This window comes from Eubacterium maltosivorans, from assembly GCF_002441855.2.
Taxonomy (GTDB): domain Bacteria; phylum Bacillota; class Clostridia; order Eubacteriales; family Eubacteriaceae; genus Eubacterium; species Eubacterium maltosivorans.
In genome coordinates this window covers 1726808-1753324 of the sequence record NZ_CP029487.1, presented here as the reverse complement: position 1 = coordinate 1753324, position 26517 = coordinate 1726808, and the positions used below count along the sequence as shown (strand labels likewise).

The window sequence follows — 26517 nt, the reverse complement described above, 5'->3', positions numbered from 1 at the left end:
CATAAAAAATGCAAGTAAAAAAGGAAAGGAGACGTCTTGAAAAAACACTGTATTATACAATTTGCGGCCTTTGGAATTATTTGTGTTGGGGCACTCCTGGCATTTTATCCTTTTCTCAGCAATTTTCTTTATGAAAACGCGCAGGAAACTGTGGTGATGGATTATGATGACATTGTACTGAGGCTTGAGAATAGTGCCGTTGCAGAGGAAAAGTGTCGGGCAAGAGAATATAATGATGCCTTGAAAAATGGCGATGTGATTTTGACAGACCCTTTTGATCCTGAGGCATTAAGACAGAAAAAAAATGATGAATACAATAATCTGCTTAATTTCAGGCATGATGGTGTTATGGGGTATGTCCATATTCCATCTATTAATCAGAGATTAAGCATTTATCATGGCACTGCTGACGAGGTTTTGGAAAAGGGAGTGGGACATCTGCCTGAAACCTCGCTTCCAATCGGCGGGGCGGGAACGCACACGGTACTCTCCGCCCACAGCGGCAGTCCTGGAAAAAAACTATTTAGTGATTTAGAGCTTTTAAAATTGGGCGATCTGTTTTATATTCATACCCTGGATGAGATTCTGGCCTATCAGGTAGACCAGATTAATGTGGTGGAGCCTGAGGACACCCGTAATCTGATGATTGTACCAGGACAGGATTACGCGACCCTTGTCACCTGTACACCCTATGGGGTCAATTCCCACAGGCTTTTGGTGCGGGGAATACGGACAGACTACAAAGAAATGCCGCTTTCTACAGAGGTTAAAGAAGGCAGCCAGTGGATGCGCCAGTACTCTTACGTCATTTTCATTGGAGCGGGAAGTATTCTCGTAATGATGATTCTTTTCAGAATTATCCGAAAAAAATGAGAAAGTGTTCAGATAAAAATTGATGAAATTGACGCCAAAATCGATATAGCATAACTGCTAAAAAAGGAGCAGCCATAATCCGCAGACACAGAAAACCCTCGAAAGACTTTATATAAAGCCTTTCGAGGGTTTGTTTTATCGCATGAATTTTATGGTATTTTAACAGAAACAAAAAAACATTAACAAAATATTTATTCGTCTCTGTATATAATCATATGCAGACAATGACAAACACCCAGAGAAATCAAGAAGATAGGGATATCGTTGAAAATAACAAAGAAATATTTTTTATTTATGTTATAGATTAAAAAAATATATTTTTATTTTTTCTTAATATCTTTTTTAAATTATATACACTTTATTTATATGAAAACAGATAGAATAAATTAGCAATATCAAATAGGCAAACAGGAGGAATAAAAAATGATGGATGTAATGATGGTAGGAACATTAATTGTTTGTATCGTTTCGATGCTGGGCTTCACTGTTTTTTGCAGTAAGCAGGTAGACAAAAAAAGTCCTGTCAAGAAGGAGGAATAAAAATGCTGATACTTGGAATTATTATTGTGGCAATGTTTGGTTATCTCACTTATGCACTTATAAATCCAGAAAAATTTTAAAAAATAAATATATTGCTGAGATAGCAGCACTAAAATTAAAAGAGATGAAGGAGTACTAAATGTTACAAGTTGCTTTAACTTTAGCATTGTTTGTGATTATTATTTTTCCATTAGGAACTTATATTTATCACATCGCAACCAATAAAAAGACCTTTGCAGATCCGGTCTTTGACAGAGTTGACAATGCCATTTATAAAGTATGCGGTGTCGATATGAATCGACAGATGAACTGGAAACAGTACGCTGTTGCGCTGGTCGTCACAAATGCTTTTATGATTTTTATTGGTTACATCATTTTAAGAATTCAATTTTTACCTGTTTTCAATCCAAATGGGATTGAGGGAATGGAAGCCAGTTTGTCATTTAACACAATCATTAGTTTTATGACAAATACAAACCTTCAGCATTACTCAGGCGAATCCGGCCTCTCCTATTTAAGCCAAATGCTTGTCATCATTTATATGATGTTTGTTTCAGCGGCATCGGGTTATGGTGTTTGTGTGGCTTTTATCAGAGGTCTGGCTGGCGGTAAAGACGGCAGAAAAGCGATGGGAAATTTTTACTCAGACCTTATCCGTATTACCACCCGCGTCTTGTTGCCATTATCCATTATTTTGGGGACTTTCCTTATTTCACAGGGGGTTCCACAGACTTTATTGGGAACTGCAACGGTTGCTTCATTGGAAGGTGGTTTGCAGGATATTGCACGCGGACCTGTTGCGGCGCTTGAAATTATTAAGCATTTAGGGACAAACGGCGGCGGTTTTTTGGGTGCGAATTCATCGACACCGATTGAAAACCCGACAATTTTAACAAATATCTGTGAATTATTGTCAATGATGATCATTCCAGGCGCTCTGGTCGTTGCTTTTGGCCTTATGATCAAGGACAAAAAGCAGGGATGGATGGTTTTTGGCGCGATGGCCATTATTTTCATTATTGGTCTTGGCGTATGTATGACGGCTGAACACGCTGGCAACCCGGCACTGGCTGAAGTAGGCCTAAATCAGAGCATGGGCAATTTTGAAGGTAAAGAAGTTCGTTTTGGAATTGACCAGTCAGCATTGTTCACAACAGTCACCACCTCGTTTACAACGGGTACGGTTAATAACATGCATGATTCCCTGACACCTCTGGGTGGTATGGTTCCGCTGCTTCATATGATGCTGAACTGTGTGTTCGGCGGTGAAGGCGTTGGATTAATGAATATTTTAACCTATGCGGTGTTAACAGTGTTTATCTGCGGGTTGATGGTTGGCCGTACGCCCGAATTCCTGACAAAGAAGATTGAAAGCAGGGAAGTAAAACTGGCAGCGCTGGTAATTATTATCCATCCACTGCTGATTTTAGGCTTTTCGGCCCTGGCGGTATCGGTACAGGCTGGTCTTGATGGCATTACCAATCCAGGTTTCCATGGATTATCCCAGGTGCTCTATGAGTACGCTTCTTCGGCCGCCAACAACGGTTCGGGCTTTGAAGGACTGGCTGATAACTCCGTATTCTGGAATGTCACAGCCGGCCTGGCAATGTTCTTTGGCCGTTATTTAGCGATTATTCTCCAGCTGGCTTTTGCAAGCTCCCTGATGAATAAAGCGTCTGTCAGTGTAAGTGCTGGTACGATGAAAACAAACAACGTTATGTTCATGATTCTACTGGTTTTGATCGTCTATGTAGTCGGCGCGCTGACATTCTTCCCGGCTCTGGCACTTGGACCAATTGCAGAGCATCTTACATTGTGGTTCTAATAAAGGAAGGATTGTAAATGAGTAAACAAGAAAAACAAACGAAATTTATAACAAGCGATATACTCAAAGATGCCTTGATTGGATCGGTTAAAAAACTAAATCCAGCCTATATGATTAAAAATCCAGTGATGTTTGTTGTTGAAATTGGATTTTTTATCTCATTGATACTGACCATTTTTCCAACTTTATTTGGAGATATTGGGGACATCAGTCATTTAAGGCTTTATAATGGCATTGTTGCAGTTATTTTATTGATTACGGTTCTCTTTGCAAACTTTGCTGAATCGGTCGCAGAAGGACGTGGCCGGGCACAGGCAGAATCATTAAAGAAAACCAAAAAAGACACACAGGCCAGAGTGATAAAATCAGATGGAAGTGAAGAAACACTGAGCTCAAATGAACTCAAGAAGGGCGATATTGTGCTAGTAAAAGCAGGAGAGATGATTCCGAATGACGGCGAGGTCATCGAAGGAATTGCTTCTGTGGACGAATCAGCCATTACGGGTGAATCAGCGCCGGTAGTACGCGAAGCAGGGGGCGACTTTGCCTCTGTTACTGGTGGTACAACCGTCGTCAGTGACTGGCTGAAAATCAGAATTACAGCAGACCCGGGCGAATCATTTTTAGATAAGATGATCAAGCTGGTTGAAGGCGCGTCGCGTCAAAAAACACCAAATGAGATTGCCCTGACAACACTTTTAGTTGGTTTAACCATTATCTTTTTATTAGTAATTGTTACATTATATCCACTTGCGGGCTATTCGGGAGTCCAGATTCCGATTTCGACTATGATTGCTCTGGCGGTTTGCCTTATACCAACGACCATCGGAGCGCTGCTCTCTGCAATCGGCATTGCCGGAATGGATCGTGTCACCCGGTTTAATGTTATTGCAATGTCCGGTAAAGCCGTTGAAGCCTGCGGAGATGTCAATACAATGATTTTGGATAAAACAGGGACGATTACCTATGGTAACCGCTTAGCGGCAGATTTTATCCCTGTTGGCGTGGAAAGCAAAAGCGATTTGACGGATTATGCGGTTATGTGCTCTCTTAATGATGAGACACCAGAAGGCAAATCGACGGTTGAATTAGGCAAAGAACTTAATACAAAGGGAATAACAGAAGAAGCAAAAAATGCAATGTTTATTGAGTTCTCCGCTCAAACCCGGATGAGTGGTATCGATCTGCCGGATGGTACAACGATCCGCAAAGGCGCTTCAGATGCCATTATAGAACGCGTCAAAAAATTAGGCGGTGTTATTCCAAGAGATCTTGAAGAAACCGTCAATAAGGTTGCGGCTCTTGGCGGCACACCTCTGGTCGTGTGTGTTGATGAGCGTATCTATGGAGTTATTTATCTGAAGGATACTGTTAAGCCCGGACTGGTAGAACGTTTTGCCCGCCTCCGCCAGATGGGGATTAAAACCATTATGTGTACCGGCGATAATCCTTTGACAGCGGCCACCATTGCGAAGGAAGCAGGCGTTGACAGCTTTATCGCAGAATGTAAGCCTGAGGATAAGATTGAAGCCATCAAAAAAGAACAGGCTGAAGGAAAGCTGGTCGCGATGACTGGAGATGGGACAAATGATGCCCCGGCACTGGCACAGGCAGATGTCGGCCTGGCGATGAACAGTGGGACAACAGCTGCAAAAGAAGCCGCCAATATGGTGGACCTCGATTCAAATCCAACCAAGATTCTTGAAGTTGTTGAGATTGGAAAGCAGCTGTTAATTACACGAGGCGCCTTAACAACCTTTAGCATCGCCAATGACATTGCCAAATACTTTGCGATTATTCCGGCAATGTTCACCCTGGCAATTCCTCAGATGCAGATTCTTAACATTATGCATTTGTCGACTCCCTACAGCGCTATTTTAGCTGCGTTAATTTTTAATGCAGTAATTATTCCACTTTTAATCCCGCTGGCAATGCGCGGTGTCAAGTATAAGCCCATGAAATCAGAGTCGATGCTGCTGCGCAATATTTTGATCTATGGTCTTGGCGGTGTGGTGGTTCCCTTTATAGGAATAAAACTCATAGACCTGATCATTGCGCCGTTAGTTATGGCGATCGGGCTCGGAATGTAAGAAAGGATTGGTTTAAATGAAAGAAATCATCACGACAACTTTAAAGCCTGCTTTATTAGTGACCGTTGCTTTGTTGGTAATATGCGGTTTGCTCTATCCGCTCGCATTGACGGGGATAGGTCAGCTTGCTTTTAACCATCAGGCGAATGGGAGTATCATTACTGTAAATGGCAGGGAAGTGGGAGCGGAACACGTTGGTCAGCAGTTCACAGAGCCATATTTCCTAAAGGGACGTGTTTCGGCATATAATTACAATACTTACACAGAAGAAGATTTGCAGGTAGATCCGGAAACTGGAGAGGCGAACTATTCAGGCGTCGCATCTGGTGGTTCAAACTATGGAAACAGTAATCCTGAGCTGCAGGCCCGCGTAGAAGAAAGCATCAATGAATTTTTAGCAGCCAATCCAGATGTCAAACGCGAGGATATTCCAGCTGACCTGATGACGGCGTCTGGCTCAGGCCTTGACCCGGATATCTCACCAGCATCTGCTGAGATACAGGTTCCAGCTGTTTCAAAGGCGAGCGGCATTCCTGAGGATGAGCTGCGGCAAATGATTGCCGATAATACAGAAGGTAAATTTTTAGGTATTTTTGGTCAGGATCGTGTAAATGTGTTAAAAGTAAATATTGAGATCGCTCAAAAAATGGGTCTTTTATAAACGTATTTTTTAATACAAGGTAAAAAATTTATAACAACCGTATATGAGCCAGCAATATTTTGCAGGGCAATCATATACGGTTGTTTATCGTTTTTTGAAAAAAAGCTTGACTTGAAGTGGACTCCAAGTGCTAAGCTAAGACTTATAGAACAAGCATAAAAAGGAGTTAAAATGATTTATAAAGAATTTCAGGATTTAAAGCTTTCAGCCCTTGGCTTTGGCGCAATGCGCCTTCCAGTAAAAGATAATGACCCGAATGCTGCCATTGATGAAGCGGCAGCCGCAAAAATGGTCGACGATGCCATAAAAAATGGGATTAACTATTTTGATACAGCATACGGCTACCATAACGGCCAGTCAGAGATTGTGATGGGAAAAATACTGAGCAATTATCCACGCAAAAGCTATTATCTGGCTACAAAATTTCCAGGCTATGATCTGTCTAATATGAGCCGGGTAGAGGAAATTTTTGAAGAACAGTTGAAAAAATGTGGTGTAGATTACTTTGATTTTTACCTGTTCCACAATGTGTATGAAAAAAATATTGATCCCTATATGGATGAAAAAAATGGAATCATGGAATATCTTCTGAAACAGAAAGCCGCTGGCCGGATAAAGCATCTGGGATTTTCTGCCCATGGCAGGTATGATACCATCAAGCGCTTTTTGGAGGCCTACAGCGATCAGCTGGAGTTTTGTCAGATACAGTTAAATTATCTGGACTGGACGCTTCAGGATGCCAGGGCTAAGGTAGAGCTGCTCAATGCGTACCATATGCCGATCTGGGTGATGGAGCCGCTCCGTGGCGGTAAGCTGGCAAGCCTTTCCGATGAGAATATGAAAAAGCTCAGAACATTTCGTCCAGAAGCCAGCGCGCCAGAATGGGCGTTTCGCTTTTTACAGTCGATCCCTGAGGTGACAATGGTTCTTTCAGGCATGTCAAATGAAGAACAGTTAAAGGCCAATATGGCAGTTTATGAGGAAGAAAAGCCCGTAAACACGAAGGAAATGGACTGCCTTTTGGAAGTGGCAGACAGCATGGTGGACAGTCTGCCGTGCACGGCATGCCGCTACTGTACCACCTATTGTCCGAAAGAGCTGGATATCCCGACCATTTTGTCCATCTATAATGACGCCCGCTTTACCAATAGCGTCATCACACAGATGGCCGTGGGCGCGCTGCCGGAAGAAAAGCAGCCAAGCGCTTGCATTGGCTGTAAAAGCTGTGAGGAAGTCTGTCCTCAGCAGCTGAAAATTTCCTCCGCCATGACGGATTTTGTGGATATACTAAATCAGCCGGCTGGCTTATAATCGTTGTGAAAATACAAATGTAAACTGAATGAAGCGGCGCTGTTGAAGGATGATCTGGAGACATGTCGTGAGCAAAAAAACAGTAGATTATACCAGCAGAAATTTCAAAAAAGCAGTGCTGGATGGACAGGACTTTAGCATGAGTCTGCTCATCGCAGCCAATTTGGAGGGATGCTCACTGAGAGGCGCTAATTTTCTGGGGGTAGATCTCAGAGATTCGAACCTTAAGAATGCAGATTTGAGTGAAAGGGTTTTTCAACTCAGACTCAGGTTAACAGCGCAAAAGAAAATGAGTATACTAAGTTGCCTGAATTTATAACATGCCCAGAAATGTGGAAAAGACAATAGACGAAAGAAGTGTGGCAGGGACAAAAGACACCCTTTAAATCAGCCAAATTACTTGTGTTTATACGAATTATCATGTAAAATAAAAACAAGTCTATTTTAGCTTGGTTTCTTATAAATGTGAGTTAAAATAATTTGAGATGATGAAAGGGAAACGGATGATTGATAAAGATAACGAGCACAGCTTTGTAAAAACTTATGTGATTGCAGTCATTATCTGTATTGGATTCCTTGCCTTCAGTCTTTTGTTCATTTTTCACATTATGAGATTGAATCAGCAGGAAAGCGCCAATTACCTTAATGAATCGGCTCAGCAGAGCCAGACCGCTGTGGAAAAGCAGATCAGCGGTGATTTTCAAACCCTGGACGGTATTGCCGAGTGTGTGGGGGATTTAGATGTTTTAAATGCAGACCAGGTCGGTCAGCTGCTCAAGCGGATCAATGACAACAATGTTTTTATCCGGATGGGTTTTTCAGATAAAAACGGCATCATTGATTTTTATGATATTAATGGGGATACCCATAAAAATGTTGATATTTCAAGGGAATACTTTTTCAACGACGCTTTAGCAGGTAAGGATGTGATCTCACGCACTGTTGAAGATCCGATAAATCCAGGGCATTATATTAATTATTACGCTGTACCTATACGACATAACAATGAGGTTGTCGGGGTACTCTGTGCAGTCAATGATGCGTCAGTGCTCCGTAAGATAATTGACGCGCCAGTCTTTAATGACCGGGGCTTTACCAATATTATTGACAGCAACGGCGAAATGATCATGCGCTCAGTCCAGACCGGTGAACGATATGACAATGTGACTCAGCTGAATGAGCTTGGGATACTGTCTGTCGAGGAACAGGAAAAATTAAATGAAGCCTTAAATAAGAGTGAAAGTCTCAACTTTGTTTATGACAGCGATGAAGGAAAAGAGATGGCTGTATTAGAGCCTGTTGGTGTCAATGGCTGGTTTATTTTAACCGCTGCTCCCCAGTCCATCGTCAGAGATTACTATAATAAGACTGCCATTGGTATGATTGTTATTGTGCTGGCGGCCTGCCTGATTTTCCTTTATCTTTTATATCATCAAAGCAAAATTATGGCGAAAAGCCGGAATGAGCTGCTGAAAGCCGCCTACGTCGATCCCCTGACGGGCCAGCGAAATGACGTGCGTTTTCGCATTGATGGAGAAGAAGTACTGAAAGAGAATAAAAATGCGCCCTATGGAATCTGGTACTGCGATATAAAGAAGTTTAAATTTTTAAATGATTTGTATGGCTATGAGAACGGCGATAAAATACTGAAATGCTTATCGGATACTTTGTTAGAGCACAGCAGAAAGGATGATCTCTTCTGCCGCGTTTCAGCGGATAACTTTGCAGGCATCCGTTCCTATCATGAGCGTGTTGAGCTTACGGCTTGGTTCAATGAGCTGGTCGGGGAAATCTCGGAAACAGTAATGGATAAAGCCAGACATCTGCCCATCGAGCTTTGTATGGGTGTATACTGTACCGATGACCAGTCTGAGCAGCTGACCCTTAACGACATGATTGACCGTGCTAATATGGCGCAGAAATCCATCAAGGACCAAATCGGCAGCCAGATGACTTTTTATACCGAAGAAATTCGCAATCAGACTATAAAGGAAACCGAGATGGAAGCCCTAGGCAAGGAGGCGCTTGAAAAAGAAGAGTTTGTCATCTATATGCAGCCTAAGGTTAACATACAGAAAGGGAACATTATTGCCGGCGCCGAAGCTCTGGCCCGCTGGAACAGCAGCCAAAGGGGGATGATCTCCCCAGGCGAGTTTATTCCACTGTTTGAAAAGACGGGTTTGGTTGTTGATCTTGACCGGTATATGTTTGAGAAGGCGTGCCAGTGGTTGAGGAACTATCTGGACGCAGGAAGACCAATCCTTAACGTGGCGGTCAATGTCTCGCGGCTTGGCTTATTTCAGGAAGACTTTGTAGAATATTACTCTGGGATTAAACAGAAATATCGGATTCCAGACTTTCTGCTTGAGTTGGAATTTACAGAGAGCGTGATGCTGGATGATTCCGGTGCGTTTAAGAATGTAGTCGAAATGCTGAAGAAAAATGGGTTCCGTTGTTCCCTGGACGATTTTGGTTCGGGGTATTCCTCATTAAACGTGCTGAAAAACCTCTCCATTGATATTTTGAAGCTTGATATTCTTTTCTTCAAGGAAGGGACAGACCTTCATAGAGAACAGGTGGTCATCGCAAATACCGTGGCTATGGCAAAGGAATTAAATATCAAGACCATTGCCGAAGGCGTTGAGGATATGGAACAGGTCGAATTTTTAAAGAAAATTGGCTGCGACGTTGTGCAGGGCTATGTATTTTCAAAGCCTATGCCGCTCATGGAATTTGATGAGATGGTTAAAAAGTTAAATGGACGGTCTATTGATGTTCTGAAAGATTAAGGATAACGGCTTCCCAAATGGGAGGCCGTTTTTTTACTGATAAAAAACATTGACGAACGATTGTTTTGGTAATATAATATATTCAAATAAATGTTCTTGAAAAAAGGAGCTGATCGAATGAATGTATATTATGATGTGAAACAGGTTGGTTTTTGCTTTGATCAGAACAGGATTCCGGTCACCCTGCTTACAGACCAGAGGCAATTCCGTATTAGCAAGGTTCTGGACACCCGGCACGTTCTGTTGTCCGGCGGCAGAGCTGTGCGCTATACCTGTCTGATTGAGGGAAAGGTAAGGTATCTGTATTTCTGGAATGGACGATGGCTTTTGGAGGGGCATGAACGGACAGAAGAGCAGGAAGCCGCCTGTGAGATTCTGTATATGTAAGATAAATTATTGTAATTTGAAGGATAATCAAAATAACCTCTGAAATCTGTGTTAAAATAGAATTTAATGTTTATTATCAGTCGAAAGTGGGAATGATAATATACTGGTAAAATTCACAGAAAAGGAGGAAGTTATGGATACAAAGTTGATTCTGGCCATTATTACCATCACGCTGGCGCTGGTGTTTTATACCATTGGTGTATTTGGTGAGCGCAAGGCAAAAACGCTGAAAAAACAGCATGTTATTATCTTCTGGCTTGGGCTTTTGTGCGATACAACGGGTACCACTATCATGAGTCTCATTGCCCGGTCAGGGGTTAAGGTCATATCACCGGGGGCTCAGATGCTGCACAGTGTCACCGGTGTTGTCGCCATTGCCCTGATGCTGTTCCATGCAGTCTGGGCCACATGGGTGCTTAACAAAGGCGATGCGAAAAAGAAGGAAGCCTTTCATAAGTTCAGTATTGTCGTCTGGGCAATTTGGCTGATTCCGTATATTTTAGGCGCTTTTGTCGGGATGTCCGCATAAGAGAGGTCATAAAAAAGCACTTTACAGGATAAAATGTAAAGTGCTTTTTTTATAAAGGTTTTGAGGCTGATCTTATTTAACTGGAGACATACCGTTATCCTTGAGCATAACGTCGTGAGCGCCGCCTTCCACAATACTGGTAGAGGATACCAGGGTCAGCTTGGCTTTTTCCTGGAATTCAGGAATATTTAACGCGCCGCAGTTACACATGGTGGACCGCACTTTGCTTAAGGTCAGGCGGACATTATCGCGCAATGGGCCTGCATAGGGCACGTAGGAGTCAACACCTTCCTCAAAAGAAAGCTTTTTGTCGCCGCCCATATCATAGCGCTGCCAGTTGCGGGCACGGCTGGAGCCTTCGCCCCAGTATTCCTTCATGTAGCTGCCGTTGATGTTAACCTTGTTGGTCGGGCTTTCGTCAAAACGGGAGAAATAACGTCCCAGCATGACGAAGTCAGCGCCCATGGCAAGTGCCAGCGTAATGTGGTGGTCATAGACAATCCCGCCGTCAGAGCAGATGGGAATATAAACACCGGTTTCTTCAAAATACTCATCACGGGCTCTGGCGACCTCGATAACAGCGGTTGCCTGGCCGCGTCCGATGCCTTTCTGTTCTCGGGTGATACAGATAGAGCCGCCGCCGATACCAATTTTAATAAAGTCAGCGCCCGCTTCAGCCAGAAAGCGGAAGCCTTCCCGGTCAACCACGTTTCCGGCGCCTACCTTTACAGAGTCGCCGTAATGTTCGCGAATCCACTCAATGGTCAGTTTCTGCCATTCAGAGAAGCCTTCTGAGGAGTCGATGCACAAGACATCCGCTCCGGCTTCCACCAGTGCAGGCACACGTTCGGCGTAATCGCGGGTGTTAATACCAGCGCCGACAATATAGCGTTTCTGAGCATCCAAAAGCTCCAGAGGGTTTTCTTTGTGTGAGGAGTAATCCTTACGGAATACAAAATAAAGGAGACGTCCGTCCTCTGCCACGATCGGCAGGGTGTTCAGCTTGTGGTCCCAGATAATGTTATTGGCTTCCTTCAGGCTGGTGCCTTCAGGAGCGTAGATGATTTTTTCGAGCGGGGTCATAAATTCCTTGACCTTGGTAGAAGGGTCCATACGGCTGACACGATAGTCACGGCTGGTGACAATCCCGACAAATTTGCCGTTTGCAGTACCGTCAGAGGTTACGGCAACCGTAGAGTGTCCTGTTTTTTCCTTTAAGTCTAAAATGTCCTGCATGGTGGCGTCCGGAGTCACATTAGAGTCACTGGGAACAAAACCGGCCTTGTAAGCCTTGACACGGGCGATCATTGCCGCCTCGTTTTCAACACTCTGTGAGCCGTAGATAAAGGAAATGCCGCCTTCAGTCGCCAGAGCAATGGCCATTTTTTCGCCAGATACAGACTGCATGATAGCAGAGGTCATGGGAATATTCATATATATTGAAGATTCCTCACCTTTCTTAAATTTGACGACAGGGGTTTTCAAGTTAACATTGGCCGGCATACACTGTGAAGAGGAATAACCTGGTACGAGCAGGTATTCGCTAAAGGTACGGGACGGTTCTTCAAAATAAAAAGCCATAGATTTAGTTTCTCCTTCTTTACTTTAATAAAATAAATCAGCACTTAATTACAAGAAAAGCAATAACCACGGATAATTTGAGGCTATTGCTTATTGAATGTAATTCTGGTACGTTTGTCAGTACGATCTGTTGTAAGATTTAGTATATGGCTTTTCAGTCAAACTGTCAAGGCGAAAGGTCGGCTTTTTAGGGGAAATTAAACTGTTAACCGTTGTCAAATTAAAGGTGAAATGATTGCGAACAGGCGTACGTTGGTGTATAATGTTTTTAACAATAACGAAGGGGATATTTATGGAGACCTTAAAAGGAACAGTAGATCATATTATTTTCCATAATGACAAAAACGGTTATACCGTAGCGGATTTTGACGTGGACGGCCAGATGGTAACCGTTGTCGGCAACTTTGAGGAATTGAAGGAGGGCGAGTTTTTAAAGCTGACCGGCTTTTGGAAGGAGCACCAGAGCTACGGCGAGCAGTTCCAGATCGAGAGCTATGCCCTCGATCTCCCAACCTCCGAGGAAGGCGTTATCCGTTATCTGAGCTCAGGACTCCTGCCCGGTATCGGCGAAAAGACCGCCATCGAGATCGTAAATCATTTTGGAACGGATACGCTGGATATCTTGGATAATCATCCGGATCGGCTGAGCGAGGTTCACGGTATCGGTAAAAAGACGCTCGACAAAATAAAAGAGGTTTACAGCGAGCAGAAAGAAATCCGTGATGTCATGATCCAAATCCAGGAGTACGGCATTTCCTCGACCTATGCCATGAAGCTTTATAAAACCTATCAGAGCGATACGGTGCGTGTTCTCTTGGATAACCCCTACCAGATTATTAAGGATGTGCGCGGCATTGGCTTTAAAATAGCCGATCAGATTGCCGCTCAGCTGGGCTTTGAGTCCCAGAACCCGAAGCGGATTCTCTCAGGCATCAGCTTTTGCCTTCAGGACTGTTACGCAAGGGGAAACACCTATATGACCGAAAAAGACCTTATCGAGTACAGCGCAGGCATTCTCGGGGTTCCAAAAGAAGACATTGAATTCCAGCTTCAGGAGCTGGCCCTGCGGGGAGACGTGCGTCTGGAGTTCATCGACGATGAGCCCGCCTACTATCCCTCTGCACTCTTTGAGGCCGAGGATAACGCCGCCTTGTCAATGGTGCGTCTGGCAGGTGCAGTCTTTGAAACGCAGACGGTCGACATCCCAGCCATGATCGCGGCTTATGAGGAGGACATGAGCATTCGTTTAGATAACCGCCAGGCAGAGGCCATAGAAACCGCCATCGAAAACGGAATCGCCATTATTACAGGGGGGCCGGGCACAGGTAAAACAACGATTATCAATGGTATTGTCTATATTTTTAAACGCCTTGGGATGAAAACCGTTTTGGCAGCGCCCACGGGCCGCGCGGCCAAGCGCATTACAGAAACGACCGGCGAGCCAGCAAAGACCATCCACCGCCTTTTGGAGTACGATTATTCCGGTGACGATGATTTTCCGTCTTTTAACAGGAATGAGGAAAACCCGCTGGAGGTCGACGCCATCATACTGGATGAAGCCTCCATGATCGATATTGTGCTGCTCAACAGCCTGCTGGAAGCCATCAAGCCTGGCACACGTCTTATTCTGGTAGGCGACGCCGACCAGCTGCCCTCCGTTGGGCCAGGAAACGTCTTACAGGACCTGATTGAAAGCAACGTGGTAAAAGTAGTGCGTCTGGACCGCATCTACCGCCAGTCAGAGGAGAGCATGATCTCCATAAACGCCCATGCCATCAATGAGGGCATGATGCCTGAGATCAATAACCAGTCTGACTTTATGTTTATAAGAACAATGGACCCAGATAAAGTGCTTGATACGATTCTGGACCTGGTTGCCTGGCGTATTCCCGAGAAAAAAGGTTTTGACGCTATGAAGGATATCCAGGTTATCTCACCCATTAAAAAGGGAAAGCTCGGCGTTATTTCACTGAATAAGGAGCTTCAGGAGGTTCTGAATCCTGCGGCGGACTATAAAAAGGAAAAGACCTTGGGCACAGTGGTGTTCCGCGAGGGGGACAAGGTCATGCAGATCAAAAACAATTATAAGCTTAAGTGGGAGGATATTCATGGTTTTGAAACTGGCGAGGGCGTTTATAATGGTGATATCGGCAATATTACCCGCATTGACGAGTACAATAAAACCTTTGAAATTCTGCTGACTGACGACAAAAAAGTCGTTTACGAGTTTGATCAGCTCGACGAACTCACCCATGCCTATGCCATGACCGTTCATAAAAGCCAGGGGAGTGAATTCCCGGTTGTCATCATGCCCATGGTGGGTGGACCGCCCATGTTCTTAAACCGGAAGCTTTTGTACACCGCAGTGACCAGAGCTAAAAAGATGCTGATGCTCATTGGTCCTCAAAATTATTTTTATCGTATGGTTAAGTCCGGCGACACCAATGAACGGCGCACAGCCCTCAAACAGCGGATTAAAATGTATGGAGAGCTCAATGTCTGAATCCGGTTTTAGGGCAGGCGTAAAGGCATTTCTAAGAGAGACCTTGTTCTTGCCAAACGGGGTCTGCCCAGTGTGCAAAAAGGTGCTTTTCAGGACAGAAAGCTATTTGTGCGAGCGCTGCGCGCAGTCTCTGCCAAGGGTAATCATGCCTGCCTGTAAATACTGCGGAAAACCGCTTTCTGAAAAGGGAATGGATTTCTGTGGTGACTGCGGACCGCTCAGAGACCCGGTGCTGGACGGTGGGGTGGTGTGGCTGCATTACATCGGCTCGGGACAGAAGCTGGTGCACAGCCTGAAATTCGGGCATTTACCCCAGCTCGGCAGCTGGATCGGCCGGCAGATGGCTGAAGCTGTTAAAGAAAAGGACTGGGCAGAAAAGCTGGAGCTGGTGGCAGCAGTTCCCCTGCACGAAAAACGTCTGGAGGAGCGCGGCTATAACCAGAGCGACTATCTGGCGGCAGGGCTGGCAGACGCCCTGAACCTGCCTTATAAAAGAGAAGTCCTGAAGCGTCTTTACGATACCCCCCATCAGATCGGATTGAGCCGTGAGGAACGCCTGGTAAACCTGACTGGCGCCTTCGCGGTCTCGCAGGAAAAGAATGTGGCTGGAAAGACCATATTGCTGGTGGATGATGTCAATACGACCGGCTCTACCCTGCGGGAGTGCGCCCAGGCGTTGAAGCGGGCAGGGGCGAGGGCGGTATATACAGCGGTCTGCGCCGGCGCGCAATAGGGTGAGACTGCGGTTTAACACCCAAAGTTATTTAAGTTTTCATTGCGAATGTTTTCAATTTCTTATATAATAGAGCTAGCGAAACACAGGGGGATGATAAAATGATTGATATGCATAACCACGTACTATACGGTGTCGATGATGGCGCCCAGAGCATTGAGGACAGTGTCGAGATGCTGTTTAAGGCGAAGGAAGTCGGCTTTTCAGGCGTTGTCCTAACGCCGCACTATATGTGCTATCAAAACTTTACCTCACCTGTGGCAGAAAATAAAAAACGCTGTGAAACCCTGAAAAAAATACTGGAGCGCGCGGGCCTGGAGCTGGAGCTCTATCTCGGCAGCGAGCTTTTATATGAGTACAAGCTGGTCGATTTAATCGATAAAGAAGAGTTTACCACCCTGGCGGGTACTCCGTGGTTTCTTGTAGAGACAATCCGGCACGGCGGCACAGCCATCGGCGTTCAGAATTTTATGCAGAAGCTTAAAGAAAGGGGCTATAAGGCTATTTTAGCCCATCCAGAACGCTATGATTTTGTTCAGGATGATCCCAACGTGCTTCTGGATTTTATGAGAAACGGCGTCCTGATCCAATGCAATTATCTGAGCCTCATCGGTTATTACGGCGAGCCCTCCAGACGCACACTTGAGATTCTGCTTAAGCATCATATGGTGCAGCTTATGGGGAGCGACGCCCATCAGGTAGAGGGCTATGAGCGTTATCCCGAGGCCAGAGTAGCCGGTGTTGCCCTTATCGGGGAAGAAGCGTGGAATCGGATCATGTGCCGTAATCCAGAACTTCTGATTAGGAATGAAGGCGGCATAGCGGTCAACCCAATCCCCTATACAGAAGAAGTGACGAGCAGCGTCATTGGGAGAACCTTCCTTTAATCAATATAATAAAAGCCAATCCTGTTAAAAGGAATGGCTTTTTTTAATGTTATCGTCAGCTTTAGTATGGTATAATAATACGGATACCCTTTGGAAGGAACGAGTAAAAGAATGAATAAAGAAGTAATCAAAAATAAACTAATGGATGTCATTGCAGCAGAAAGGATTTTATGCGATGAACCCATGAAAAACCATATTTCCTTTAAAGTAGGAGGGCCAGCGGATTTTTTGGTGGTGCCCGAGAGCTGTGAGGAATTCATAAACGTACTGGCCTGCTGCCGTAAAAACAATGTCCCTTTTTATGTAATGGGCAACGGGACCAACCTTTTAGTCAGGGATAAAGGCTACCGCGGCGTCATGATAAAAACCCGTCAGCTTTGCAGAATCATGGTAGAGGATACCAGTATCAGCGCAGAGCCAGGCTCGCTGCTTAAGGATGTCGCCCAGGCGGCCCTTGAAGGCTGCCTGACCGGTATGGAGTTTGCCTCAGGAATCCCGGGGTCACTGGGAGGGGCTGTTGTTATGAATGCCGGCGCCTACGACGGCGAAATGAAGGATATTATCCGGTCCATTGAAGTCGTGACAGAAAACGGTGAAATATTGGAGCTGCCTATTGAGAAATGCCGCATGGGCTATCGAAAAAGCATTGTTCAGGAAAACCCCTGGTTTGTCACTGGTGTAAATCTGTTGTTAAGAAAAGGGGATTACAATACCATTAAGGCAAAGATGGATGACCTGAACGAGCGCAGAAGGAGCAAGCAGCCTCTGGAATACCCCAGTGCAGGCAGCACCTTCAGACGTCCCGAAGGATATTTTGCCGGAAAGCTGGTTCAGGACTGCGGGTTTAAAGGTTACTGCGTCGGCGGCGCCCAGGTATCTGAAAAGCACAGCGGCTTTGTCATCAACAAAGACAATGCCACGGCCGACGATATTATCACCCTGATTCAGACCATTCAAAAGAAAGTAAAACAGGACTACGGTGTGGATATGCGCACCGAAGTAATCATGATAGGAGAATAATGAAGCTACTCTGCGATATGCACACCCACACGACCTACAGCCATGGCAAAAATACCATTGAAGAAATGGTAGAGCAGGCACGTGCACTCGGCCTCCGGGCAATCGTCATTTCGGACCATGGCAGAAGCCATCCCATGTTTGGCGTGCGCAGAAAAAATTTCGAAAAAATGCGCCGGGAAATTGATGCGCTCAATGAAAAGTACGACGATATTGAGGTTTACCTTTCGGTGGAATCCAATATCACCGGAGCTGACGGCAGCATTGATATCGGAAAAGAAGAGCGGCAATACTGCGACTGGATCTATGCCGGATACCATTACGGCTACATACCAGCCAGCATAATAGACGTTTTTCGCTTTGCCATTCGAAATTATCTGACTGTGGTTTTCCCGTTTATGAAGGAGAAAACACGAAAGGTTAACACCAGAGCCTATCTGAAGATGATGGACCGATATGAGCTTAAGATGATTACCCACCCTGGCGATAAGCTGCCAGTGGACATTGAGCCCATCGCTAAAAAAGCGGCTGAAAAGGGCGTTATTCTCGAGATTAACCCGAGACACAGTCATTTGAACAGCGAGGAGCTCAAAATCGCCTTGAAGTACAACGTACAGTTTGCCGTCAACAGCGATGCGCACAGCATCCAGGCTCTTGGGCAGGTGCAGGGAGCAGAGGCCATCCTAAAAGAAGCCGGCGTTCCCTGTGAACGCATTGTCAATATTGAGGAATAATAACACCCAAGGGAGAAACTATGAAAACTATTATCGTCACTGGTTTATCAGGAGCAGGAAAATCACAGGCCATACAGATTTTAGAAGATCTGGGCTATTTTTGTGTCGATAATCTTCCACCAAAACTGATTAAAACCTTTATTGAGCTGTGTGAGAATACTGGCGCCGAGATTGAGAAGCTGGCGCTGGTAACCGATATCCGCGGGGATATTTTCTCAGAAGCCTTTCAGAACTCCCTTATCAATTTTAAGGGCGGCAGCAGAGACATTGAAATGCTGTTTTTGGAGGCCGATGATGAGACACTAATCACCCGCTATCAGGAATCGAGGAGAAAGCACCCCCTGACAGGTATTGCCGGAAGTCTTTCCGAATCCATTAAGCTGGAAAGAGAAAAGATGAGCACCTTCAGGCAGGAAGCGGACTACGTGATTAATACAACCGATATGAGCAACAAAGAGCTGAAGGCAACGCTTGAAAAAATATTGCAGTCAGAAACAAGCGAAGCCTTTACACAGATTAACATCGCGTCCTTTGGCTTTAAATACGGGCTGCCAATGAGTGCAGATTTTGTTTTTGACGTCCGTTTTCTCCCCAATCCATTTTACAAAAAAGAACTCCGCAGCAAAACCGGTGAAGACCAGGAAGTACGTGATTATGTCATGTCCTTTGAGGAAGCGCGCGAATTCTATAAAAAGGTCGAGGACCTGATCGAATTCGTTATTCCCCAGTACAGAAAGGTCGGGAAGGAGCATCTGGAGGTTGCCTTTGGCTGTACCGGCGGCCAGCACCGCTCCGTCACCTTTGCTTACCTTATCGAGGAGGCTTTCCGGAAAAAAGGCTATCTTACTAAGATCAGCCACCGTGACATCACAAAGGACCGGGAGGCCAATTAAAAAGCCTTAGAGGTTGTTAGGAGAAAAACATGGAAATGAAAGAATATATCAGGGAGTTTACCCTGAAGGATATCGTCACCGTCCGTAACCCCAAGGTGGTTGCGCTGGGCGGCGGTACGGGCCTGTCCGTTATACTGAGAGGACTGAAAAAGTATACCAACCGCCTTACCGCCATTGTAACAGTGGGAGACGACGGCGGCAGCTCTGGAATGCTGCGTCAGGATCTGGGCATTTTACCGCCAGGCGATATAAGAAACTGCATTCTGGCACTGGCCGACGACGAGAACGTCATGCAGTCCCTGTTCAACTACCGCTTTACAGAAGGCGGGCTGGAAGGGCACAATTTTGGAAATCTGTTTTTAGCGGCCATGAACGGTATCAGCAATGACTTTTACGACGCAGTCCGCCGTACCTCAGACGTTCTTCAGATTAAAGGCCGGGTATTGCCCGTCACACTGGACGACATGACCCTCAATGCCAGTCTGGACAACGGCGAAACCGTCGTGGGAGAATCGCAGATCCCAAAGACGGCCTGCGAAAAGAACTGCCGGATCAAAAAAATCTTTCTGAAGCCAGATAAAATCGAGCCCCTGGAAGAAACGCTCGAGGCCATCAAAATGGCGGATATTGTCATTATAGGGCCGGGGAGCCTTTATACAAGCGTTATTCCAAACCTGCTTGTGGGTGGAATCGAGTCTGCCATCAAGGAAAACAGAGGGCGTAAGTTTTATGTGGGAAACATCATGACCCAGCCTGGAGAAACCGATGGCTATACCCAGTGTGACCATATCCGCGCCATCGAAGCGCACCTGAAAATAAAAGAGCGCAGGCTTTTTCAGTACTGTGTCTTTAACAGTGGAGATCTGCCAGATTATGTGGCGCGTCAGTATCAAAAATACAATTCCGAGAAAGTGGAAATTGGAGAAATGCTGCCAGAATATCAGTATGTGACCGATGATTTTATCATCGTTGAAAATGGAAGAATCCGTCACGATGCAGATCTTCTGGCAAGACGAATTTTTGAAGCCTATGTAAACAGTAAATAACGGAAGGAAGATTTGCGTGAGTTTTTCATCAATGATTAAGAAGGACCTCAGCGCTCTCGAGCCTGAATCCGATGGCTGTGCCCGTGCAGAGCTGTCTGGCATGATCGCCTCCACCGCAGTGATCGAGGTCGGTGAAAGATCGCGGATGTCCTTAAGCTTTAAAACAGAAAATCCAGCCGTGGCAGGCCGGATTTTCAAGCTCATGAAAAGGCTGTACAGCACTGCGCCAGAGGTGTTTATAAAAAAGACCAGAAAATTTAAGGAACACCGCTACTATACCATTGTTCTTGAAGAAAATGAAAAGGTGCAGAAAGTGCTGAAGGATACCCGTATTCTCAGGCATAATGCCCAGGGAAAAATTTTTTTCACCAACGAAGTCCCCGGTTTGTTTTTATCTAAGCAGCGCTATATCAAAAGCTATATCCGCGGTGTGTTTTTGGCCTGCGGCTCTATCTCAAATCCTGAGAAAACCTATCATCTCGAGCTGGTATGCCGTCAGAAAAGCTATCTGAATAGCCTTCGGGAGCTGATGGAGCAGTATGATATTAAAGCCAGCCTCATCACAAGAAAAGGAAGCTGTGTCCTCTACATGAAGGAGAGTGAGAGTGTCGCCGGATTTTTAAATGTCATCGGCGCGCACAAAGCACTGCTGGAAATTGAGAATATTCGTATTATTAAAGAAATGCGCAACGGCGTCAACCGTCAGGTCAACTGCGAGACGGCTAATATGAATAAGACAGCGGCGGCAGCCTATGAACAGATCGACAATATTTTGTTGATCAAGGAGAAAACAGGGCTGCATAAGCTGCCCAAAAACCTGTTTGAGATGGCTGAGGTCCGGCTGAACTATCCAGAGCTTACAATCAAGGAGCTGGGCGAAAAAATGGATCCGCCAGTAGGTAAATCCGGTGTTTACCACCGCTTAAAAAAGCTTAATCAAATGGCAGAGGAGCTTCGGGACAGAGGCGAGTAATCAAAAATCTTAAGGAAAGAAGTTTTGGGTACCATATAGCCGTTATTCGATACAGAGGGCTTGTGGCCAGGAAAATTAGTCATTATAATAAAGGTGAGATTGTATTGCCGCGCAGAAAAGTTCACTTTTCCAATCTCTCATTACCTACCTACCTCGGATTTCTTTTCTGTGCGGCTATATCTTTTTCGGATTATAAAAATAATAGAAAAGCAGGATGTGAGCAGCCAAACATCCTGTTTTTTTATTTTGCGGTGAAAACCTACAAAAGATTACCAGAGGAATTACCAGGGTACATTAAAGGAATGATATAATGCCATTAAATTTTCAGGAAAGAAGGACATTGGGTGAAACCTGAAAAACCTCTGATAACCAGTCTGTCCCGGGAAAACGTTTTGCCAGCTGTATTGATAAAGAAGATATGTTAACCCGGCGCTAAAATAAACAAGGAGGGCACTTTTCTTAAACAAAAGAAAAAAGTTCTTTAAAGAAAAAGTTGATACCGTTATCTATGGGGTTATTTTAGGCAGAAAGGTTGAAAAAATCAGGCATTAAAGTTAAGATGGAAACAGAACAAAAAAGTTGGTTATTAATTCTGAAAGGAAATCAATAAAATGGCAATTACAGATAAAAATACAAAACATAAAGTCAAGACAAAGGAGGCCTTCAGAAAGGCCTTCATTAAAAAAGTAGAAGAAGTCTCCGGTGAAGACTTCAGCGAGTCCACTACCAGGCACCAGTACGAAGCGCTGGCAGAACTGGTGATGGAAGAAATCACAGCGGAGTGGGCTGTCAATAACAGCCGTCTGCACAAAATGGAAGAAAAACAGATTTACTTTTTCTCCATCGAGTTCCTGATCGGCCGTTTGTTAAAAGCCTATGTCAATAACTTAGGCTGGGATACCATGGTTGAAGAGACCCTGGACGAGCTGGGCGTCGACTACGAAGCCCTTCAGGCCGAGGAACATGATCCAGCCCTGGGGAACGGCGGCCTTGGCCGGCTGATGGCCTGTTTCCTGGACTCTACAGCAGCTCTGGGATTTCCGGGACACGGCAATGGCATCCGCTACAAATACGGTCTTTTTGAGCAGAAAATCATTAACAACGAACAAGTAGAAGTAGCGGATATCTGGCTTAAAAACGGCTATCCCTTCGAAATCGTAAAGCCCGATAAGGCCGTTGTGGTTAAATATAACGGGGATGTGCGCATGGAAGAAGTCAATGGCAAAATGCAGTTTATCCATGAGAACTACGATCCGGTTCTGGCAGTTCCCTACGATATTCCAGTAAAGGGCTACCGCAACGACACAGTAAACTCACTGCGCTTATGGAGCGCCAAGCCTGTGGAAGACTTTGACCTCTCCACCTTTAACCAGGGGCACTTCCTCAAAGCTATGCAGCGTAAATCAGAGGCGGAATCCATCAGCCAGATCCTGTACCCCAGCGACCACGGGTTTGAGGGCAAGCTGCTGCGCCTCAAGCAGGAATATTTCTTTGTGTGCGCAGGACTCAAACGGATTGTCCGCCGTTATAAAAAGCACAACCACGGCTCAATGGACGGCTTCCCGGATAAAATATGTATCCATATTAACGACACACATCCAGCCCTCTGCGTGCCAGAGCTTATGCGAATTTTAGTTGACGAAGAAGGCTACGACTGGGATATCGCCTGGGATATGACCATTAAATCCATCAGCTTTACCAACCATACCGTCTTACCAGAAGCCCTTGAAAAATGGCCAATCGACATGGTACAAAAGCTGCTGCCGCGTGTTTACCAGATCATCGAAGAAATTAACCGCCGCTTCATAAACGATATGAACTGGTTCTACCCAGAACAGGTAGACCGCAATTACAGCATGGCGATTTTAAAGGACGGCCAGGTTCATATGGCCCATTTAGCCATCATTGGCAGCCATTCCGTCAACGGTGTGGCAGAGCTGCACAGCAAAATCCTGAGAGAAGAAACCTTTAAGGATTTTTACGCAGTATTCCCAGACCGCTTTACCTCTGTTACCAATGGGGTCACCCAGCGCCGCTTTATGATGGGCAGCAACCCAGGGCTCAAGACACTGCTGGATGATACCATTGGTACAGACTGGAAAAAGCCTGGCAATATGTGCAGCCTGGAAGCCCTGCTGCCCCATGCAGAAGACGCTGCGTTCTGTAAAAAACTGGCAGACATCAAGCGCGCCAATAAAGAACGTCTGGCGAAGTATATCAAGGAAACCCAGGGCATTATCCTGAATCCAGATTCCATTTTCGACGTACAGGTCAAGCGTATCCATGAATATAAACGTCAGCTTTTAAACATTCTGCACGTTATTCTGACCTATAATCAGCTGCGCTCAAATCCAAATGCCGATATTGTACCAAAAACCTATATACTCGCGGGTAAGGCCGCACCCTCCTACGTATATGCCAAGGAAGTGATCCGCCTGATTAACGTGGTAGCAGACCGCGTCAATAACGATCCGCTGGTTAAGGACAAGCTCAAGGTGGTTTTTGTGCCAAACTTTAACGTATCCGTGGCAGAAATTATCTACCCGGCTGCCGAAATCTCAGAACAGATTTCAACCGCAGGTAAAGAGGCCTCCGGTACCGGCAATATGAAGTTCATGATGAACGGTGCCCTCACCCTTGGCACCATGGACGGCGCCAATGTCGAAATCGCCGAGGCTGTGGGAATGGACAATATCTTTACCTTTGGCCTGTCCGATACAGAGGTGTACAATTACAATACCCACGGCGGCTACCGCTCACTGGAAGTTTACGAGTCTGATTCCCGCCTGCAGGAAATCTTAGGACAGCTGATCAACGGCTTCTTTGGTGAAAGCGCAGGGTTCCAGATGATTTACGACTCCCTGCTGCTACACAATGATACCTATTTTGTCCTGAAGGATTTTGCTCCGTATGTCGATATTCAGGATATCGCCAGCAACGTCTACAGAGACCAGAAGCAATGGCAGAAAATGTCCGCCATCAACATTGCCCATTCGGGAATCTTCTCAAGCGACCGCTCCATAGAGGATTACGAAAAACGGGTCTGGAAAGTTAAATAAGCATAAAAAAGCTGCCGTATCAGCACAAAGACGTTGATCGGCAGTTTTTTAATGCGCTGAAGCATGGTTTATAAAAGCGACTGAAAATCTTGACGAAAACTTGAAAAATACCTGGGTAGAATTAAGATATAATATAAATGAGAGAACCATTTAGTAAAGGAGTCCAATCATGAAAAAAATATTCCCGGAACGTTTTAAGGATCAGGTTATCGTGCTGACAGGCGCAGCGCGTGGTATTGGAAAGGCCACAGCGTTAAGAGCTGTAAAAGAAGGCGCGAAGCTGGTCCTGGCAGACCGTCTTAAAAAGGAAGGCGAGGAAGTATTAAAAGCCGTAAAAGAGGAAGGCGGCGAAGCCATTTTCCTGTGTCTGAATCTGTCGATTGAAGAAAACGCCAGAAAAATGGTTGAAGAAGCTGTGAGAATCTACGGACAGATCGATATCGCCATTAACAACGCCGGTGTAATGGGAAATCCAGACCCTGTTCACGCCCTCACAAAGGAACAGATGGACTATACCATGGCCAACAATTTCTATTCAGTTTTTTACAGCTGTAAATATGAGCTTCAGCAGTTTATGGATCAGGGAAAAGGCGGCGCTATTGTCAATAACGCGTCCATCGCAGGCCTCACCGGCTTGCCGGGAAACCCCGCCTATGTCGCGTCAAAACATGCGGTAAACGGGCTGACCAAAAATCTGGCGTTGGATTATGCGCGTTTTGGTATCCGCGTCAATTCCGTCAATCCAGCGGGAACAGATACACCAATGGTAAAGGAAGCCTACGAATTTGTCGTACAGAAACAAAAGGAAGCAAAGGCAAGCGGCGCCTCAGAACAGGAAGCACAGTCCATGGCAGGCCAGAAAACAGAATCCATGCTCAAGCGTGACGCCCAGGCGGAGGAACAGGCGGCCTCCATCTTATTTTTAGCGTCTGACGATGCAAGCCATATGACTGGAGAAATTGTCGCTACCGACGGCGGCTGGACATCGTTTTAAGCCCATCACCAACGAAATTTTCAGAGACTGTCGGCTACGGCGGTCTCTTTTAGTCTGAAAAGCAGGAAAGCGTTAAAACCCGCAATAATGTAAACCGCCAAAAGTCGTGACGAAAGGTGTTTTTTATGTTGGACTGAAATGATATAATATAACCAATACTTTAAAACAGACAGTGCCCTGGAAAACACTGCCGGAAGAGGAAAAGGAAATGAAACAGGATGCCGTGGAGCTGACACGTATGATTATGCGAAAGCATTACGAACGAGATCTGGATTTTGTGATTGAGCAGATGGCAGAAGATATTATGTGGATCGGTCCGCTTAAAAGCCAGTTTATTAACGGTTTGGATAACTTTAAAAAAATACTGGAGATTGAACAGGGGATTCCTTTTCAGATCAAAGACGACGTTTATGAGCTTGTTGGGGAAAGTGAGGAAGGCTGTGTTGTCAGCGGAAAGTATACCGTTTATAACGAGGGTGTCCAGAACTACATCATGCTGGCCCAGCAGCGCTGTACCTTTGTATACCGCAGACAGGAGGGCAGACTGCTCGCCATTCACATTCATGTATCCAACACCGCAGATAACCTGCTGGCCGGCAACGAGAAATACTTTCCCTTTAAAGCCGGACGCGAAAATTACGAGTACATGCAAAAGCTGATCCAGGAAAAAATCGGCAAGGAGAAAAAAGTTTGTTTTAAAGGACTGAATAAAGAAGAGTATTTTGTAGATATCAATCAGATCATTTACATTGAGGCCGGACACCGCAAAAGCAGACTGCAATGTGTTGATAAGGCCATGAATATCCGGGTGCCCATCGGTGAGATCGAGACAGAGCTGCCAGCGCAGTTTGTCAGAATCCACCGCAGCTATATCATCAATCTGGACTATGTGTTAAATGTGCAGTACCGTGAAATAAATATGTACGATGGCAGCGCCCTGCCGGTTCCAGAAAAACGCTATCCGCAGGTGCTTAAGACCATACAGGATTATCATGAGAATCATTCTTATCGTTAACACTGTAATAAATTATGACAAAAAATCAAAAGAAGCAGCTCCTCTGTCTAAGCGTGGAGCTGCTTTTTTATAAGAAT

The 26517-nt window shown here is 45.3% G+C and carries 22 protein-coding genes; 21 read left to right on the top strand and 1 reads right to left on the bottom strand.

Going from position 1 to position 26517, the window contains the following annotated elements; translation table 11 throughout:
- The first annotated feature begins 36 nt into the window (after window positions 1–36).
- The 10 genes from CPZ25_RS08440 (at window position 37) to CPZ25_RS08395 (ending at window position 11005) form a co-directional block, all read left to right on the top strand.
- Window positions 37–873: a class C sortase gene (locus CPZ25_RS08440; RefSeq protein WP_096920349.1), complete on the top strand. Its 837-nt coding sequence runs from the start codon at window positions 37–39 to the stop codon at window positions 871–873.
- A gap of 542 nt (window positions 874–1415) precedes the next feature.
- Entirely contained in the window at window positions 1416–1493 is a 78-nt protein-coding gene (kdpF, locus tag CPZ25_RS21170) for a K(+)-transporting ATPase subunit F (protein ID WP_090413834.1), read from the top strand.
- 59 nt (window positions 1494–1552) lie between these two features.
- Complete coding sequence (kdpA, locus tag CPZ25_RS08430) at window positions 1553–3238, top strand: potassium-transporting ATPase subunit KdpA (RefSeq protein WP_074618116.1); 1686 nt, start codon at window positions 1553–1555, stop codon at window positions 3236–3238.
- 17 nt (window positions 3239–3255) lie between these two features.
- On the top strand, window positions 3256–5328 hold the full coding sequence (gene kdpB, locus CPZ25_RS08425) for a potassium-transporting ATPase subunit KdpB (protein ID WP_058693683.1): 2073 nt from the start codon (window positions 3256–3258) through the stop codon (window positions 5326–5328).
- 16 nt (window positions 5329–5344) lie between these two features.
- Complete coding sequence (gene kdpC, locus CPZ25_RS08420; protein ID WP_058693684.1) at window positions 5345–5989, top strand: K(+)-transporting ATPase subunit C; 645 nt, start codon at window positions 5345–5347, stop codon at window positions 5987–5989.
- Window positions 5990–6160: 171 nt separating this feature from the next.
- On the top strand, window positions 6161–7300 hold the full coding sequence (locus tag CPZ25_RS08415; protein WP_096920350.1) for an aldo/keto reductase: 1140 nt from the start codon (window positions 6161–6163) through the stop codon (window positions 7298–7300).
- Window positions 7301–7349: 49 nt separating this feature from the next.
- Window positions 7350–7619 carry a pentapeptide repeat-containing protein gene (locus CPZ25_RS21165; protein ID WP_096920351.1) on the top strand — a complete coding sequence of 90 codons (270 nt, stop codon included), beginning with the start codon at window positions 7350–7352 and terminating at the stop codon, window positions 7617–7619.
- 184 nt (window positions 7620–7803) lie between these two features.
- Window positions 7804–10089 carry a bifunctional diguanylate cyclase/phosphodiesterase gene (locus tag CPZ25_RS08405; RefSeq protein ID WP_167495195.1) on the top strand — a complete coding sequence of 762 codons (2286 nt, stop codon included), beginning with the start codon at window positions 7804–7806 and terminating at the stop codon, window positions 10087–10089.
- Window positions 10090–10206: 117 nt separating this feature from the next.
- Complete coding sequence (locus CPZ25_RS08400) at window positions 10207–10476, top strand: hypothetical protein (protein ID WP_096920353.1); 270 nt, start codon at window positions 10207–10209, stop codon at window positions 10474–10476.
- Window positions 10477–10609: 133 nt separating this feature from the next.
- A complete protein-coding gene (locus CPZ25_RS08395) occupies window positions 10610–11005 on the top strand; it encodes an HsmA family protein (RefSeq protein ID WP_058693689.1) in 396 nt (131 codons plus the stop codon).
- Between the two features lie 72 nt (window positions 11006–11077).
- Here CPZ25_RS08395 and CPZ25_RS08390 read toward each other — a convergent pair whose 3' ends face one another.
- Window positions 11078–12586 (bottom strand): IMP dehydrogenase, encoded by a 1509-nt coding sequence (locus CPZ25_RS08390; protein WP_058693690.1) that lies wholly within the window; start codon window positions 12584–12586, stop codon window positions 11078–11080.
- Window positions 12587–12878: 292 nt separating this feature from the next.
- Between CPZ25_RS08390 and recD2 the strand changes: the two genes are divergently transcribed.
- The 11 genes from recD2 (at window position 12879) to CPZ25_RS08335 (ending at window position 26440) form a co-directional block, all read left to right on the top strand.
- Complete coding sequence (gene recD2, locus CPZ25_RS08385) at window positions 12879–15089, top strand: SF1B family DNA helicase RecD2 (RefSeq protein WP_096920354.1); 2211 nt, start codon at window positions 12879–12881, stop codon at window positions 15087–15089.
- Window positions 15082–15822 carry a ComF family protein gene (locus tag CPZ25_RS08380; protein WP_167495194.1) on the top strand — a complete coding sequence of 247 codons (741 nt, stop codon included), beginning with the start codon at window positions 15082–15084 and terminating at the stop codon, window positions 15820–15822. The genes recD2 and CPZ25_RS08380 overlap by 8 nt, the downstream gene beginning before the upstream one ends.
- Window positions 15823–15923: 101 nt before the next feature.
- The gene (locus CPZ25_RS08375) at window positions 15924–16709 is read left to right on the top strand and encodes a tyrosine-protein phosphatase (RefSeq protein WP_096920356.1); all 786 of its coding nucleotides are present in this window, start codon (window positions 15924–15926) and stop codon (window positions 16707–16709) included.
- Between the two features lie 111 nt (window positions 16710–16820).
- Window positions 16821–17729, top strand: a complete 909-nt coding sequence (murB, locus tag CPZ25_RS08370) for a UDP-N-acetylmuramate dehydrogenase (RefSeq protein WP_074618122.1) — start codon at window positions 16821–16823, stop codon at window positions 17727–17729.
- Window positions 17729–18460 (top strand): PHP domain-containing protein, encoded by a 732-nt coding sequence (locus CPZ25_RS08365; protein WP_096920357.1) that lies wholly within the window; start codon window positions 17729–17731, stop codon window positions 18458–18460. Before murB ends, CPZ25_RS08365 begins: the two co-directional genes overlap by 1 nt.
- Before the next feature lie 20 nt (window positions 18461–18480).
- Entirely contained in the window at window positions 18481–19353 is an 873-nt protein-coding gene (rapZ, locus tag CPZ25_RS08360) for an RNase adapter RapZ (RefSeq protein WP_074618124.1), read from the top strand.
- Between the two features lie 29 nt (window positions 19354–19382).
- Window positions 19383–20399, top strand: a complete 1017-nt coding sequence (locus tag CPZ25_RS08355; protein ID WP_058693697.1) for a gluconeogenesis factor YvcK family protein — start codon at window positions 19383–19385, stop codon at window positions 20397–20399.
- 16 nt (window positions 20400–20415) lie between these two features.
- A complete protein-coding gene (gene whiA, locus CPZ25_RS08350) occupies window positions 20416–21372 on the top strand; it encodes a DNA-binding protein WhiA (protein ID WP_058693698.1) in 957 nt (318 codons plus the stop codon).
- Between the two features lie 611 nt (window positions 21373–21983).
- Window positions 21984–24431 (top strand): glycogen/starch/alpha-glucan phosphorylase, encoded by a 2448-nt coding sequence (locus tag CPZ25_RS08345; protein WP_096920358.1) that lies wholly within the window; start codon window positions 21984–21986, stop codon window positions 24429–24431.
- A gap of 169 nt (window positions 24432–24600) precedes the next feature.
- On the top strand, window positions 24601–25425 hold the full coding sequence (locus CPZ25_RS08340; RefSeq protein ID WP_096920359.1) for an SDR family NAD(P)-dependent oxidoreductase: 825 nt from the start codon (window positions 24601–24603) through the stop codon (window positions 25423–25425).
- 208 nt (window positions 25426–25633) lie between these two features.
- A complete protein-coding gene (locus CPZ25_RS08335; protein ID WP_096920360.1) occupies window positions 25634–26440 on the top strand; it encodes a LytTR family transcriptional regulator in 807 nt (268 codons plus the stop codon).
- The last annotated feature ends 77 nt before the right edge of the window (window positions 26441–26517 follow it).

Coding starts and splice junctions, on each gene's coding strand:
- kdpF (WP_090413834.1), top strand. CDS start 1,416: ATGCTGATACTTGGAATTATTATTGTGGCAATGTTTGGTTATCTCACT.
- kdpA (WP_074618116.1), top strand. CDS start 1,553: ATGTTACAAGTTGCTTTAACTTTAGCATTGTTTGTGATTATTATTTTT.
- kdpB (WP_058693683.1), top strand. CDS start 3,256: ATGAGTAAACAAGAAAAACAAACGAAATTTATAACAAGCGATATACTC.
- kdpC (WP_058693684.1), top strand. CDS start 5,345: ATGAAAGAAATCATCACGACAACTTTAAAGCCTGCTTTATTAGTGACC.
- CPZ25_RS08415 (WP_096920350.1), top strand. CDS start 6,161: ATGATTTATAAAGAATTTCAGGATTTAAAGCTTTCAGCCCTTGGCTTT.
- CPZ25_RS21165 (WP_096920351.1), top strand. CDS start 7,350: ATGATCTGGAGACATGTCGTGAGCAAAAAAACAGTAGATTATACCAGC.
- CPZ25_RS08405 (WP_167495195.1), top strand. CDS start 7,804: ATGATTGATAAAGATAACGAGCACAGCTTTGTAAAAACTTATGTGATT.
- CPZ25_RS08400 (WP_096920353.1), top strand. CDS start 10,207: ATGAATGTATATTATGATGTGAAACAGGTTGGTTTTTGCTTTGATCAG.
- CPZ25_RS08395 (WP_058693689.1), top strand. CDS start 10,610: ATGGATACAAAGTTGATTCTGGCCATTATTACCATCACGCTGGCGCTG.
- CPZ25_RS08390 (WP_058693690.1), bottom strand. CDS start 12,586: ATGGCTTTTTATTTTGAAGAACCGTCCCGTACCTTTAGCGAATACCTG.
- recD2 (WP_096920354.1), top strand. CDS start 12,879: ATGGAGACCTTAAAAGGAACAGTAGATCATATTATTTTCCATAATGAC.
- CPZ25_RS08380 (WP_167495194.1), top strand. CDS start 15,082: ATGTCTGAATCCGGTTTTAGGGCAGGCGTAAAGGCATTTCTAAGAGAG.
- CPZ25_RS08375 (WP_096920356.1), top strand. CDS start 15,924: ATGATTGATATGCATAACCACGTACTATACGGTGTCGATGATGGCGCC.
- murB (WP_074618122.1), top strand. CDS start 16,821: ATGAATAAAGAAGTAATCAAAAATAAACTAATGGATGTCATTGCAGCA.
- CPZ25_RS08365 (WP_096920357.1), top strand. CDS start 17,729: ATGAAGCTACTCTGCGATATGCACACCCACACGACCTACAGCCATGGC.
- rapZ (WP_074618124.1), top strand. CDS start 18,481: ATGAAAACTATTATCGTCACTGGTTTATCAGGAGCAGGAAAATCACAG.
- CPZ25_RS08355 (WP_058693697.1), top strand. CDS start 19,383: ATGGAAATGAAAGAATATATCAGGGAGTTTACCCTGAAGGATATCGTC.
- CPZ25_RS08345 (WP_096920358.1), top strand. CDS start 21,984: ATGGCAATTACAGATAAAAATACAAAACATAAAGTCAAGACAAAGGAG.
- CPZ25_RS08340 (WP_096920359.1), top strand. CDS start 24,601: ATGAAAAAAATATTCCCGGAACGTTTTAAGGATCAGGTTATCGTGCTG.
- CPZ25_RS08335 (WP_096920360.1), top strand. CDS start 25,634: ATGAAACAGGATGCCGTGGAGCTGACACGTATGATTATGCGAAAGCAT.